Genomic DNA, 13,900 nt, shown 5'->3' on the forward strand with positions numbered 1-13,900 from the left:
CATTTATGAAAACAGCCGCACAATTGCTGAAACTCAAGGTCGTACAAAACCGCCAGGTGCATAGCATCGCGCCGGATGAAATGGTGCTTGAAGCGCTGAGGATCATGGCCGAAAAGAATGTGGGCGCGCTTCCGGTGATCGAGGCCGGGCAGGTGGTCGGGGTGATCAGCGAGCGTGACTATGCGCGCAAGGTCGTGCTGCAGGGGCGCTCTTCGGTGGGTACGCCGGTGCGCGACATCATGAGCGCGCCGGTGGTGACGGCTGACAGTCAGCAGAGTATTGAGCGTTGCATGGCGGTGATGACCGACAGCCATCTGCGTCATCTGCCGGTGATGGAGGGCGGCGAACTGATGGGGTTGTTATCGATTGGGGATCTGGTCAAGGAAGCTATCGTTGAGCAGGCGGATTTGATTCGGCAGCTGGAGCATTACATTCGCGGGCACTAGACCGGGCAGCGCCACTAAGGTTGGGGGACATATCCGTTGCTGCGGTGATGGCGACTTAGGGTTCCGCCCTTACGGCGGGTCACTTGGAAAAGCGCCAAGTAACCAAACGCTTTTGCCCCTGACGTACGGTGCCTCGCTGTGGCTCGGCATGCCCTCGCTCCGGTCCTGCTCCGTGGGCCCGCCGCCATCGGCCATCCATGGCCGGGGGCGGCTACCGCGGCATCCTTGCCGCGGTGCCCACTGCGCAGAACCTGCGCTCGGCCTTCCGACGGGGCAGATCAAGATCAAAAGCAAGATCAAAAGCGGCGTTGAACCTGTGGGAGCGAGCCTGCTCGCGAAAAACGTCCGAACACCGCGTTCATTCAGACAGCACGCGTTATCGTTCACGTCTTTTGCGAGCAGGCTCGCTCCGACAGGGGAATGCGTACGCATGAAGAGACAGGCCGGCCGGTAGGCCGCCTCGCGGTGCTGTTGCGGTAGTCGCCCCCTCGGGAGGCCGAGTGGAGGTTCTGCGCAGTGGGCAACCCGGCATGGATGCCGGGTTAGCCGCCCCCGGCCATGGATGGCCGATGGCGGCGGGCCCACGGAGCAGGACCGGAGCGAGGGCATGCAGAGCCACAGCGAGGCACCGTACGTCAGGGGCAAGAGCGTTTGGTTACTTGGCGCTTTTCCAAGTGACCCGCCGTAAGGGCGGAACCCTAAGCCGCCGTCACCGCAGAAATGGATATGCACACGATCAACAAAAGACAGGCCACCGAACTCGAGGGTTTTGCCGCTTTCTTGATCAGTATCAACCGCACAACCAGCCAGTCTCTGTAGTCTCCAGAGACCGACAGCCAGTGCGCTCACGCCCAATGTTCGCCGTAGCGCCGGTTGCCTTGACCCAAGGCGAAAACACCATGATCTATCCGCTGATTCTGACCTTGCACCTGTTTGCCGCGCTGATCTTCATCGGCACCGTGTTCTTCGAAGTCCTGTTCCTGGAAAGCATCCGCAAACAGCTACCCGCCAGGGTGATGCTGCTGGTGGAGCAGGGCATCGGCCGCCGGGCCCGCTCGCTGATGCCGTGGGTCCTGCTGGTATTGTTCGGCGCCGGGCTGGGCATGGTCTGGTTACGCTACTTGCCAGCCCTGGCCGCACCACTGTCCTCATCGTTCGGCACCTTACTGGCATTGAAAATCGCAGTGGCCGTAAGTGTGTTGCTGCATTTCCTCGGTGCCATGTTCCTGTTCAAAAGCGGCCGAATGAGCCCGCGATACTTGCACTTCATTCACGGCAGCCTGTTCGGTCACATGGTCGTGATCGTGCTGCTGGCCAAGGGCATGTTTTATCTGACGTGGTAATCGGGCCTGACCGTTGGTCCGTCGTGCAGACACTTCGCTTGCGCTTGACGCAAATCAAGGAGCATTGAGGGTTAAACCCGGAGACTGAAAGTCCGCAGCCAGTCTCGGAGACCGCCATGCTCGATTTATTTCACAACCCAGGCGAGTTGATCGCTCGGTGCGATCAAGGCGTGCTTGACCCTAACTGTCATGCCGATACGCAAAAATTTCATGACGGTATTGGCTCCCTTGATCTGCTTCGTGCGCTGCGCGTCAGCCGTCAGAAATGCCGTCCACTGTCCCTGAATGTGCAGTTGCCTTCCAGCCTCAAGCCGTCTTCCTGTTCCCCGCGCATTATCAACGGTGAGCACAACGGTATCGAGCAGTACCTCCAGCATCTGGAGCGGGAAATCGACCTCGTCGGTTGTCACCTCGGTGCGCAACAACGGGTCGAGCAGTTTCATCTGAGTGGAGGAACCCCAACGCCTGCCCACCTGGAACGGCTGATGAGTCATCTGCGTGGCCGGTTCAACTTTCTCGAACATGAAGGCGGCGACTACAGCGTCGAGGTCGACCTCCACCACACCGACTGGGCGACCATGGGGTTGCTGCGCAACCAGGGATTCACTCATGTGAGCATCGGCGTTCCGGATATCGACGCCGACTGTGACAGGTCGGTGGCCTGCTACCAGAACCCGGCGCCGATCCAGTCGCTCATGGATGCCGCGCGTACCTTTGGCTTTCGATCCATTAATGTCGACCTGGGTTTCGGTCATGCCTGGCAGACCCCAGACAGTTTTGCGCTGAAGCTGGCGAGCATTATCGAGCTGGAACCGGACCGGCTGATGGTGTTTGATTATGCCCGGCCCCCGCGGCGCTATCGGCCGGTGCTCGGCGACAAGGTCAGAGCACTGTGCAGCCAGGACGATAAGGGTGCGATGCGCCAGATCTGCTTCGATCAACTGCTTGGCGCGGGTTATCACTACATCGGTCTGGGGCAGTTTGTCCGGCCTGATGATGATTTGGCGATCGCCCAGGAGCGCGGCCGGTTGCGCCGTACCTGTGAAGGGTTCTCCCGTCACGGCTATTGCGATCATGTTGGATTCGGTTTGGGTGCCATCAGCCAGATCGACGATCTGTACACGCAAAATACCGACGAGATTGAACGCTATCAGCAGCAACTGGACATGAAGCAATTGCCGACGTGTCGAGGCTGGCGCTTCGAGGCGGGGGATCAGATCAGGCAAATGGTCATGGAGCGTCTGGCCTGTGATCAGGAGCTGGATATCCGCGCTATCGAGCGGCGCTACGGGCTGGTTTTTTCCAAATACTTCTCCGCCGCCTGGCCATTGCTGGAGCAATTGAGTCGGGACGGGTTGATCGAGTTATCAGACCGTTTCATCAGCATCCTTCCTGCCGGTCGGCCGGAAGTGGATGCCATCTGCAACCTGTTTGAAAAGGATTTGGGCGGTGCGAAGCATTAACCTCCTGCGAGTTGATCGATCATGAACACGACTTTTGATTTCAATCGCGCCCTGGTCGAAAAGTACGACCGCCCGGGGCCGCGTTACACCTCTTACCCCACGGCGCCGCAGTTTCATCAGGCGTTTGCGGTTGATGACTATCAGCATGCCGCCCGCGACAGCAATCAGGTGGCCGCGCCGAAGCCGTTGTCGGTGTACATCCATATCCCGTTCTGCAAAAGCCTTTGTTACTACTGCGCCTGCAACAAAATTATTACCCAGAAAACCCATCGCGCCGTCGAGTACCTGACGTACCTCAAGCGTGAAATCGCGATGCAGGCGGCCTTGTTCGACGGCACCCGCAAACTCACCCAGTTGCACTTGGGGGGCGGCACGCCGACCTATTTGACCAGCGAGCAGCTGGCCGACCTGATGGACTGCCTGCACCAGGCGTTCAACATGGATGATAGCGATAACCATGAGTTCTCCATCGAGGTCGACCCACGCACCATCAGCACCGAGCAGATTCAGTCACTGCGCCAGTTGGGCTTCAATCGCCTGAGCTTCGGTGTGCAGGATTTCGACCCCGACGTGCAGGCAGCGGTCAATCGCCAGCAAAGTGAAGAGCAGATTTATGCGCTGGTGGCGGCGGCGCGCGAGGCGCGCTTCAAGTCGATCAGCGTCGACCTTATCTACGGTCTTCCCCTGCAAACCGTGCAGAGTTTCGACATCACCCTCAGCAAGATCATCGCGCTGCGCCCAGACCGGATTGCCGCCTACAGCTACGCGCATCTGCCGGAAATGGTCCGCGCGCAACGGCTGATTCGCCCCGCCGACATGCCGCCACCGGAGCGCAAGCTGGAACTGCTGGAGCTGACCATCCGCCGTCTGACCGAGGCCGGTTACGTCTATATCGGCATGGATCATTTCGCCTTGCCGGATGACGAGCTGGCGCTGGCCCGGGCCAATGGCACCCTGCAGCGTAATTTCCAGGGCTATTCCACCCATGCCGACTGCGATTTGATCGGCCTTGGGGTGTCGTCGATCGGCAAGGTCGGCGACAGCTACAGCCAAAGCGTCAAGGAGCTTTCGCAGTACTACGCGCGTATCGATCAAGGGCTGTTGCCGGTGCATCGCGGTTACCGCCTGAGCGCCGACGACCTGCTGCGCCGCGAGGTGATCAGCGACCTGATGTGCCATGGCCGTATCGCGTTCGACAAGTACGAGGCGCGGCATGGCATTCGCTTCACCGAGTATTTTGCCGAGGCGCTGACGCAGCTGGGCGAGCATGTGCGCGATGGATTGCTGCAGATTCACCTCGACCAACTGGTGCTGCTGCCACAAGGGCATTTGATGATGCGCAGTGCCGCGATGGCGTTCGATGCCTATCTCGGTGGTGAGCAAAAAGGCCAGTTTTCACGCACGGTCTAAGCCACACGCAAACCCTGTAGCAGCTGGCGCAGCCTGCGTTCGGCTGCGCAGCAGTCGTAAAACCGGAATGCACGGTGAGACTGACACTCCGCGTTGGCTGATTTTACGACTGCTGCGCAGCCGAACGCAGGCTGCGCCAGCTGCTACAAAGGTTTGCGTTGCGGGTGAAAAGGCTTGGCTGCTCGGCATTACTTTGGAGCTTGGCTCCCGGGGCTGACTTCTTAAGTTGATTTCAATCAAGGGCAGGGGGCGCAACTCTCCCTAACATGACCGCAAGCCCTTTCAAAATCAGCGAGCCCATGACAATCCATCAGCCTTCGATACTCGGCAACCTGCGCGCCTGGGGTGTCGGTCTGGTGGTCCTGCTGATGCTGATGTTCGCCACCTTCGAGACGGTACAGGCCAAGCAATACGGCGACATCGAGCAGCAGCGCATCGAAAAAACCTTCCCTCAGACCGATTCCGTTTCCGCCCCCGAAGGCCGGTTCAAGGTGCGCACGCTGTCCGCTGCCGGCAAGGTCATCGGTTATGTGTTCCAGAGCCTGGACGTGGTGGATATTCCGGCCTACTCAGGCAAACCGATCAACACCCAGGTGATTCTCGACACGACCGGCATGATTCAGGACGCCTATGTGCTGGAGCATCACGAGCCGATTCTGCTGATTGGCATTCCTGAGGCAAAACTTCACGGCTTCAGCGCCAAGTACAAAGGCGTCAAGGTCAGCCAGCGAGTCGTCGTCGGCCATTCCAGCGACCCGAATGCGGTGACCGTCGATGCCATCGCCGGCGCAACCGTCACCGCCATGGTGGTCAACGAGGTCATCATGCGCGCCGCCCATGAAGTGGCGGTCTCACTCAAGCTGATCGAAGACACGGGCGGTGTGGCACGCAAAGCCGCCACCGTACGCCGGGACTTTTTCGAACCTGCCACCTGGGAACAACTGACCGGTAACGGCGCCATCCGCCGTTTGAACCTGACCCGTGGCCAGGTCGACGCTGCCTTCAAGGGCACTGAAGCCGAAGGCATCGACAACGCCAGTGCCGATCAGGTTGATGAGACCTTCATCGAGCTCTATACCGCCGACCTGAATCCGCCAACCATCGGCCGTGCGCTGCTGGGCGACAACCAATATCGCTTCCTCATGCAAGACCTCAAGCCTGGCGAACAAGCCATCGCGGTGCTGGGTCGTGGGCTGTTTTCCTATAAAGGCTCGGGATACGTGCGCGGCGGGATTTTCGATCGGGTGCAACTGCGCCAGTTCGGCAACGTCATCAGCTTTCGCGACATGGACCATCAGCGGCTCTCGGATGTGTTTGCCAAAGGCATGCCCGAGTTCACCGAGATGTCGATTTTCATTGTGCGCGAACCGGCGAAGTTCGATCCGGGATCGCCCTGGTCCCTGGAGCTATTGGTACGTCGCCAGACCGGCCCGGTCAGTGGCATGTTCAGCAGCTTCGAGCTGGCCTATCAATTGCCCGAGCCTTACCTTGAACGTCCACTGCCCAGCGCCGAAGAACTGGCGGCCCTCGAGGAAGCCAGTCGGCCAATGTGGTTGAACATCTGGTACCAGAAATCCTTTCAGATTGCCGTGCTCGGTACTGCGTTGCTGCTGCTGACAGCGATCCTGTTTTTGCAGGACACCTTCACCCGTCGCCCGCATTTTCTGCACTGGCTGCGTCGCGGGTATCTGGTCTTTACCGTGGTGTTTATCGGCTGGTACGCGCTGGGGCAGTTGTCCGTGGTCAATGTCCTGACCTTCGCCCATGCGCTGTTCGATCACTTTCGCTGGGAGCTGTTTCTCACCGATCCGCTGATCTTCATGCTCTGGGTCTTCGCCGCCGCCAGTATTCTGCTGTGGGGCCGTGGCGTGTTCTGCGGCTGGCTGTGTCCGTTTGGCGCCTTGCAAGAGTTGATCAACGAGGCTGCGCGCAAGCTGAAAATCCCCCAGTACGAATTGCCGTTCGCCGTGCATGAACGCTTATGGGCGATCAAATACATCATTTTGCTGCTGCTGTTCGGTATCTCCCTGGAGTCGATGTCCACCGCCGAACTGTTCGCCGAGGTGGAACCCTTCAAGACCGCCATCACCCTCAGGTTCGACCGCCAGTGGTGGTTCGTGCTCTACGCGGTGGCGCTGCTGGTCATCAACCTCTTCACGCGCAAAGTCTATTGCCGCTACATCTGCCCGTTGGGTGCGGCGCTGGCGATTCCGAGCAAATTTCGCCTGTTCGACTGGCTCAAACGCCGCAAAGAGTGCGGCACACCTTGCCAACTGTGCGCCAAGGAATGCGAGATCCAGGCGATTCATCCTGATGGCCGGATCAACGCCAACGAGTGCCACTACTGCCTCGATTGCCAGATGACGTACCAGAACGACAACAAATGCCCGCCGCTGATCAACAAGCGCAAGAAGCGCGACAAAGCGACGCCCGCTCCTGTGCAACTGATACCTGTCGTGGAAGTGACCGCTCTGGAATGAACCCCGCGAGCGCCTGTCCGCAGTGACCGTTTTTATCCCTTCAAGGAAAACACCTGATGAACGACACAGAATCCAAAAAAACCACTGAAGCGTCGGAACCGACCGGCCTCAGTCGTCGCGGCTTCCTGGGCACCAGTGCGGTGACCGGTGCGGTACTGGCCGGCGCCACGGCCATTGGTGGCGCAGTGTTCACCCGTGAGACCTGGGCGGCAGCGGCCAAGGACGCACAACTGAAAACCCACGTCGGGCCGGGTGAACTGGATCAGTACTACGGTTTCTGGAGCGGCGGCCATCAGGGTGAAGTGCGGATCATGGGCATTCCGTCAATGCGCGAGTTGCTGCGTGTTCCGGTGTTCAACGTCGATTCCGCCACCGGTTGGGGCCTGACCAATGAAAGCAAACGGATCATGGGCGACAGCGCGCATTTCCAGAATGGCGACTGCCACCACCCGCATTTGTCGATGACCGACGGCAAGTACGACGGCAAATACCTGTTCATCAACGACAAGGCCAACAGCCGCGTTGCGCGTATCCGCCTGGACATCATGAAGTGCGACAAGATGCTCACCGTGCCCAATGTGCAGGCGGTTCACGGGCTGCGCCTGCAAAAAGTGCCGCACACCAAGTACGTGTTCGCCAATGCCGAATTCGTGATTCCGCACCCCAATGACGGCAGCACCTTCGACCTGCAGGACAAGAACAGCTACACCCTGTTCAACGCCATCGATGCCGAGAAAATGGAGATGGCGTTCCAGGTCATCGTCGACGGTAACCTGGACAACACTGATGCCGACTACACCGGCAAATACGCGGCGTCGACCTGCTACAACTCGGAGAAGGCCTACGACCTGGGCGGCATGATGCGCAACGAGCGCGACTGGGTGGTGGTGTTCAACATCCCGCGCATCGAAGCGGCGATCAAGGCCGGCAAGTTCATCACCCTCGACGGCTCGAAAGTGCCGGTGGTCGACGGTCGTAAAACCGACGGCAAGGACAGCGCGTTCACCCGTTACATCCCGACGCCGAAGAATCCCCACGGCCTCAATACCTCGCCCGATGGCAAGTACTTCATTGCCAACGGCAAGCTTTCGCCGACCTGCACCATCATCGCCATCGCCAAGCTCGACGATCTGTTCGACGACAAGTTCAAGGACCCGCGTGACGTGGTGGTCGGTGAGCCCGAGCTCGGTCTGGGCCCGCTGCACACCACTTTCGACGGCCGCGGCAATGCCTACACCACGCTGTTTATCGACAGCCAGGTGGTGAAGTGGAACGTCGAGGAGGCGATTCGCGCCTACACCGGGGAGAAGGTCAACTACATCAAGCAGAAACTCGATGTGCAGTATCAGCCGGGGCACAACCATGCCTCGCTGACCGAAACCAGTGAGGCCGACGGCCAGTGGCTGATGGTGCTCAGCAAGTTTTCCAAGGACCGCTTCCTGCCGACCGGCCCGCTGCACCCGGAAAACGATCAACTGATCGATATCTCCGGCGAGGAAATGAAACTGGTGCACGACGGCCCGGCCTTTGCCGAACCCCACGACTGCGTCATGGCCCGCCGCGACCAGATCAAGACCAAGAAAATCTGGGACCGCAATGACCCGTTCTTTGCCGAAACCGTGGTCATCGCCGCGAAGGACGGGATCAAGCTGGAGACCGACAACAAGGTCATCCGCGACGGTAACAAAGTCCGCGTCTACATGACCTCGATGGCCCCGGCCTACGGCTTGCCGGAGTTCACCGTCAAGCAGGGCAACGAGGTCACAGTGACCATCACCAACATCGACCAGATTGAAGACGTGACCCACGGCTTCGTGATGACCAACCATGGCGTGAGCATGGAGATCAGCCCGCAGCAGACTTCATCGATCACCTTCATTGCCGACAAGGCTGGCCTGCATTGGTACTACTGCAGCTGGTTCTGCCATGCGCTGCACATGGAAATGGTCGGCCGCATGAAGGTCGAGAAGGCCTGACCGTTGACCATCGACAGGAGCGAGGCAATGACTGACAGCAAGGGAAACCCGGTGAAGGTCATTGCGCTTGCGCTCCTGCTGATGTCCGGCGGCGCGCTGGCGGTGCAACCCGTCACCACGCTGCCGTTGACGGTGGGCGCCGATCAACGCTGGCACCTGCCGGCCGGGGAATACCGTGGCTCGTTCAGCGTCGATCAGCCGATGCAGATTGTCTGCGAGCCGGGCGCGGTATTTCAGGGCGAGGGGCAGGGCAACGGCTTGATCATCAGTGCGCCGGATGTCGGCATCGAAGGCTGCACCTTTCTCGACTGGGGGCACGATCTCACCGCCATGAATGCGGCGGTGTTCATCCAGCCCAAGGCCCATGGCGCGGTGATTAAAGGCAATCGCCTGCAGGGTAAGGGCTTCGGTATCTGGGTCGATGGCACTCAGGATGTGAGCCTGATCGACAACCGCATTCAGGGTGATCCGACGATGCGCTCCCAGGACCGCGGCAATGGCATTCACTTGTATGCCGTGCATGGCGCCAAGGTCATTGGCAACCAGGTGCGCGACACTCGCGATGGCATCTACATCGACACCTCCAACGGCAACCTGCTGCAGGGCAATACCCTGGAAGACCTGCGCTACGGCGTGCATTACATGTTCGCCAACGATAACCGGTTGATCGGCAACACCACCCGCCGCACCCGCACCGGCTATGCCTTGATGCAAAGCCGCAAGCTCACGGTGATCGGCAATCGCTCCGAACAGGATCAGAACTACGGGATCCTGATGAACTACATCACCTATTCAACCTTGCGTGACAACTTCGTCACTGACGTGCGCGACGGCTCGACCGGCGACAGCATGATCAGCGGTGCCGAGGGCAAGGCGCTGTTCATCTACAACTCGCTGTTCAACAGCATCGAACACAACCACTTCGAGCACAGCGCCGTGGGTATTCATCTCACCGCCGGCTCGGAGGACAACCGCATCGCCGACAACGCTTTTGTCGGCAACCAGCGACAGGTCAAGTACGTCGCTACCCGCTTGCAGGAATGGTCGGCGGATGGCCGGGGCAATTACTGGAGCGATTACCTGGGCTGGGACCGCAACAACGATGGCCTCGGCGATATCGCCTATGAACCCAATGACAACGTCGACCGTTTGTTGTGGCTGTACCCGCAGGTACGGCTGTTGATGAACAGCCCCGGTATCGAGTTGCTGCGCTGGGTGCAACGAGCGTTTCCGGTGATGAAATCGCCTGGGGTGCTCGACAGTCATCCGCTGATGAAGTCATCCACTCAAACCCTGACCCAGGAGCCCACCTCATGAACGTCATCGACATCGAAGGCGTCAGCCAGCGCTATGGGCATGCCACCGTGTTGCATCAGCTCAACCTAAGCCTCGCTGAAGGCGAAGTGCTGGGCTTGTTCGGGCATAACGGCGCGGGCAAGACCACCAGCATGAAACTGGTGCTTGGCCTGCTCCAGCCCAGCGAAGGGCAGGTCAGGGTGTTCGGCCGTTTGCCCAGCGATCCCCACGTGCGGCGCCTGCTCGGTTATCTGCCGGAAAACGTGACGTTTTACCCGCAGCTGAGCGGTGTTGAGACCTTGCGCCATTTCGCGCGACTCAAAGGCGCCGCACCCGCTCAGGTGGACGTGCTGCTGGAGGAAGTCGGCCTGGCCGGTGCGGCGCATCGACGGGTCAAGACTTACTCGAAAGGCATGCGCCAACGCCTGGGGCTGGCGCAGGCGCTGCTTGGCGAACCGCGTTTGTTGCTGCTCGACGAGCCGACGGTCGGCCTCGATCCCATTGCGACCCAGGATCTTTATCGCTTGCTCGATCGCCTGCGCAGCCAGGGCACCAGCATCATTCTCTGCTCCCACGTCTTGCCGGGTGTCGAGGCGCATATCAACCGCGCCGCGATTCTGACCCAGGGCCGCCTGCTGGCCCTCGGCAGTCTCCACAGTTTGCGCGAGGAAGCCGGGTTACCGACGCTGATTCGCGCCAACGGCCTGAAGCACGCCGGGCCGTTGCAGCAACGCTGGAACAACGCCGGGCACGTCACCGAACGCTGGGGCGTCGAAGGGCTTGAAGTGGCCGCGCTCAATGGCAGCAAGCTCGGGCTGTTGCGCCAACTGCTCAATGACGACGAACCGGCCGACGTGGAAATCCATCAGCCGTCTCTGGAAGATATTTACCGCTACTACATGAGCCGGGCCGGTGCGGCGCCCGTTGGGGAGGCCGTATGAACGCTGTCTGGAACATGGCCCGCAAGGAATTCAGCGATGGCTTGCGCAATCGCTGGTTGCTGGCGATCAGTGTGTTGTTCGCCGTGCTGGCCATCGGCATCGCCTGGCTGGGCGCGGCAGCCTCCGGGCAATTGGGGTTCACCTCGGTGCCGGCCACCATCGCCAGCCTCGCCAGTCTGGCGACGTTTTTGATGCCGTTGATTGCGTTGCTGCTGGCGTATGACGCCATCGTCGGCGAGGACGAGAGCGGCACGTTGCTGCTGTTGCTGACCTACCCGTTGGGTCGCGGGCAGATTTTGCTCGGCAAGTTTGTCGGCCACGGATTGATCCTGGCGCTGGCGACATTGATCGGTTTCGGCTGCGCCATGCTGGCCATCGCGGTGCTGGTGGACGATGTCGAACTGAGCCTGTTGCTTTGGGCCTTTGGCCGGTTCATGGCGTCGTCGACGTTGCTGGGCTGGGGGTTTCTGGGATTGGCCTATGTGTTGAGCAGTGTGTCGGCCGAGAAGTCCACCGCAGCCGGTCTGGCGCTGGGCGTGTGGTTCTTCTTCGTGCTGGTGTTCGACCTCGCACTGCTGGCGCTGTTGGTGCTCAGCGAAGGGCAGTTCAACCCCAAAGTGCTGCCCTGGTTACTGCTGCTCAACCCCGCCGACATCTATCGCCTGATCAACCTCTCCGGTTTCGAGCCCGGCGCCAGTACCGCGGGTGTGCTGACGCTGGGCAGCGATTTGCCGATGCCGGGCTCGATGCTCTGGCTGTGCCTGTCGCTGTGGGTGGCGGTGCCATTGGGCTCGGCTTGGCTGTTGTTTCGTCGCCGGGCGACATGAATTTTTACTTTGGTATTTTGGGAGTAGTTGACGATGAATGGGTTTTATCTGACGACGATGCGCGCGGTGGCGGGCCTGATGATGTGCCTGTTTCTGACGGCTTGCGACAACCCGGCGCAAGCCACTTACAGCGACGCGGCCACGGCCTTTCATCCCAGTGATGAATGCCATGTCTGCGGGATGATCATCGACGGATTCCCCGGGCCCAAGGGCGAAGTGGTCGAGCGGTCCGGGGTCAAGAAGTTCTGCTCCACGGCGGAAATGATCGGTTGGTGGTTGCAGCCGGAAAATCATCATGGCGATGCAAGACTGTATGTCCACGACATGGGCCGCAGTCCATGGAACGCGCCGGATGACGCTCAGCTGATCGATGCCAAGGATGCGTTCTACGTGGTCGGCACCCAACTCAAGGGCGCCATGGGCGTAGTGCTGGCGTCGTTCTCCAATCGCGAGGCCGCTGAGAAACTTGCCGCTGAACAGGGCGGTCGCTTGCTGCGATTCAGCGAGATCACTCCGGCGCTGTTGCAGCAGCACTAACGCCGTCGAAAAATCCTGATCGCCGTCAAGTCGTTTTTTTTCCTCCTGCTCAAAGATAGGGGCTGGCAATGTCCCCCAGTGCTGGCATCCGTGATGCCCAGGAGTAAATGATGAAAACCGAGTTTCAGGATCGTTTGGCGGTGGTCACGGGTGCCAGCTCCGGGATTGGCCTGGCACTGTGCGCCGCGCTGTTGCCGCGCGGGGTCAAGGTGTTGGCGATGTCTCGGACCCTCGGTGAATTGCCGGCGTTGCAGCATATCTACGGCGAGCGGTTGCAGTGGTTTGCCGGGGATGTCACGAGTCAGCAGGACCTGCGCGAGCTGGCCGAGTGCGCGGCGGCGATTGGCCCGGTGGATTATCTGGTGCCCAACGCGGGCATCGCCGAAATGGCTGACAGCCTGGATATGCAGGCCTTTCAGCGTCAGTGGGCGGTTAACGGTGCCGGGGCGTTGAATACGCTGGCGGCGTTGCGCGGTGAATTGGCGAACCCGGCGTCGGTGGTGTTTGTCGGGAGTTTTCTGACCGGTTCGAGTTTTCCGGGGTTGGCTGCGTGCATTGCCAGCAAGGCTGCCTTGGCGGCTCAGGCGCGGACGTTGGCGGTGGAGTTTGCGCGTTTTGATGTGCGGATTAATCTGGTTTCGCCGGGGCCGACGGCGACCTCGATGTGGGACAACCTGGGGTTGAGCGATGGGGAGCTTGGCGATGTTGCCGACACGCTGGGTAAACGTCTGTTGCCGGGGCATTTTCTTGATGCGGCGGCGGTGGCTAATGTGATTGTTTTTCAGCTGTCGCAGGGGGCTCGGGGTGTTTATGGGCAGGATTGGAAGGTTGATAACGGGTACACGTTGGGCTGAAGGGTAAATATTTACTTCGGGGTGCATATCCGTTGCTGCGGTAACGGCTGCTTGCGGTTCCGCCCTTACGGCGGGTCACTTGGAGAAGCGCCAAGTAACCAAGCGCTCTTGCCCCTGACGTACGGTGGCTCGCCTAGGCTCGCCATACCCTCGCTCCGGTCCTGCTCCGTGGGCCCGCCGCCATCGGCCATCCATGGCCGGGGGCGGCTACCGCGGCATCCTTGCCGCGGTGCCCACTGCGCAGAACCTGCGCTCGGCCTTCCGACGGGGCAGATCAAGATCAACAGCAAGATCAACAGCCTGGCGTTGTACCTGTAGGAGCGAGCC

The 13,900-nt window shown here is 60.2% G+C and carries 11 protein-coding genes; all 11 read left to right on the forward strand.

The window, feature by feature from the left end:
• Positions 1-5 precede the first annotated feature (5 nt).
• The 11 genes from BLW70_RS18000 to BLW70_RS18050 all read left to right on the forward strand — a co-directional run bounded on the left by BLW70_RS18000 (position 6) and on the right by BLW70_RS18050 (position 13,573).
• Positions 6-446, forward strand: coding sequence for a CBS domain-containing protein (locus BLW70_RS18000; RefSeq protein WP_046046902.1), 441 nt, complete (start codon positions 6-8; stop codon positions 444-446).
• An 899-nt stretch (positions 447-1,345) separates the two neighbouring features.
• Positions 1,346-1,789 (forward strand): CopD family copper resistance protein, encoded by a 444-nt coding sequence (locus BLW70_RS18005; RefSeq protein ID WP_074880659.1) that lies wholly within the window; start codon positions 1,346-1,348, stop codon positions 1,787-1,789.
• A gap of 116 nt (positions 1,790-1,905) precedes the next feature.
• A complete protein-coding gene (locus BLW70_RS18010; RefSeq protein ID WP_074876155.1) occupies positions 1,906-3,252 on the forward strand; it encodes an oxygen-independent coproporphyrinogen III oxidase in 1,347 nt (448 codons plus the stop codon).
• A 21-nt stretch (positions 3,253-3,273) separates the two neighbouring features.
• Complete coding sequence (gene hemN / locus BLW70_RS18015) at positions 3,274-4,662, forward strand: oxygen-independent coproporphyrinogen III oxidase (RefSeq protein WP_074876157.1); 1,389 nt, start codon at positions 3,274-3,276, stop codon at positions 4,660-4,662.
• A 299-nt stretch (positions 4,663-4,961) separates the two neighbouring features.
• The gene (gene nosR, locus BLW70_RS18020; protein WP_174553767.1) at positions 4,962-7,142 is read left to right on the forward strand and encodes a transcriptional regulator NosR; all 2,181 of its coding nucleotides are present in this window, start codon (positions 4,962-4,964) and stop codon (positions 7,140-7,142) included.
• Positions 7,143-7,195: 53 nt separating this feature from the next.
• Positions 7,196-9,118 (forward strand): TAT-dependent nitrous-oxide reductase, encoded by a 1,923-nt coding sequence (gene nosZ / locus BLW70_RS18025; RefSeq protein WP_413037962.1) that lies wholly within the window; start codon positions 7,196-7,198, stop codon positions 9,116-9,118.
• A 27-nt stretch (positions 9,119-9,145) separates the two neighbouring features.
• Complete coding sequence (locus BLW70_RS18030) at positions 9,146-10,435, forward strand: nitrous oxide reductase family maturation protein NosD (RefSeq protein ID WP_074876163.1); 1,290 nt, start codon at positions 9,146-9,148, stop codon at positions 10,433-10,435.
• Entirely contained in the window at positions 10,432-11,355 is a 924-nt protein-coding gene (locus BLW70_RS18035) for an ABC transporter ATP-binding protein (RefSeq protein ID WP_074876166.1), read from the forward strand. Before BLW70_RS18030 ends, BLW70_RS18035 begins: the two co-directional genes overlap by 4 nt.
• Complete coding sequence (locus tag BLW70_RS18040) at positions 11,352-12,182, forward strand: ABC transporter permease (protein WP_033062172.1); 831 nt, start codon at positions 11,352-11,354, stop codon at positions 12,180-12,182. The genes BLW70_RS18035 and BLW70_RS18040 overlap by 4 nt, the downstream gene beginning before the upstream one ends.
• Positions 12,183-12,215: 33 nt before the next feature.
• Positions 12,216-12,719 (forward strand): nitrous oxide reductase accessory protein NosL, encoded by a 504-nt coding sequence (locus tag BLW70_RS18045; RefSeq protein WP_074876168.1) that lies wholly within the window; start codon positions 12,216-12,218, stop codon positions 12,717-12,719.
• A gap of 110 nt (positions 12,720-12,829) precedes the next feature.
• On the forward strand, positions 12,830-13,573 hold the full coding sequence (locus BLW70_RS18050) for an SDR family NAD(P)-dependent oxidoreductase (protein ID WP_074876170.1): 744 nt from the start codon (positions 12,830-12,832) through the stop codon (positions 13,571-13,573).
• Positions 13,574-13,900 lie beyond the last annotated feature (327 nt).

The organism is Pseudomonas frederiksbergensis, from assembly GCF_900105495.1.
Classification (GTDB): Bacteria; Pseudomonadota; Gammaproteobacteria; order Pseudomonadales; family Pseudomonadaceae; genus Aquipseudomonas; species Aquipseudomonas frederiksbergensis.

Bases quoted from the DNA above. Each gene is read 5' to 3' on its own strand.
- BLW70_RS18005 (WP_074880659.1), top strand. From the start codon at position 1,346: ATGATCTATCCGCTGATTCTGACCTTGCACCTGTTTGCCGCGCTGATC.
- hemN (WP_074876157.1), top strand. From the start codon at position 3,274: ATGAACACGACTTTTGATTTCAATCGCGCCCTGGTCGAAAAGTACGAC.
- BLW70_RS18045 (WP_074876168.1), top strand. From the start codon at position 12,216: ATGAATGGGTTTTATCTGACGACGATGCGCGCGGTGGCGGGCCTGATG.
- BLW70_RS18050 (WP_074876170.1), top strand. From the start codon at position 12,830: ATGAAAACCGAGTTTCAGGATCGTTTGGCGGTGGTCACGGGTGCCAGC.
- BLW70_RS18030 (WP_074876163.1), top strand. From the start codon at position 9,146: ATGACTGACAGCAAGGGAAACCCGGTGAAGGTCATTGCGCTTGCGCTC.
- BLW70_RS18010 (WP_074876155.1), top strand. From the start codon at position 1,906: ATGCTCGATTTATTTCACAACCCAGGCGAGTTGATCGCTCGGTGCGAT.
- BLW70_RS18000 (WP_046046902.1), top strand. From the start codon at position 6: ATGAAAACAGCCGCACAATTGCTGAAACTCAAGGTCGTACAAAACCGC.
- nosR (WP_174553767.1), top strand. From the start codon at position 4,962: ATGACAATCCATCAGCCTTCGATACTCGGCAACCTGCGCGCCTGGGGT.
- BLW70_RS18040 (WP_033062172.1), top strand. From the start codon at position 11,352: ATGAACGCTGTCTGGAACATGGCCCGCAAGGAATTCAGCGATGGCTTG.
- BLW70_RS18035 (WP_074876166.1), top strand. From the start codon at position 10,432: ATGAACGTCATCGACATCGAAGGCGTCAGCCAGCGCTATGGGCATGCC.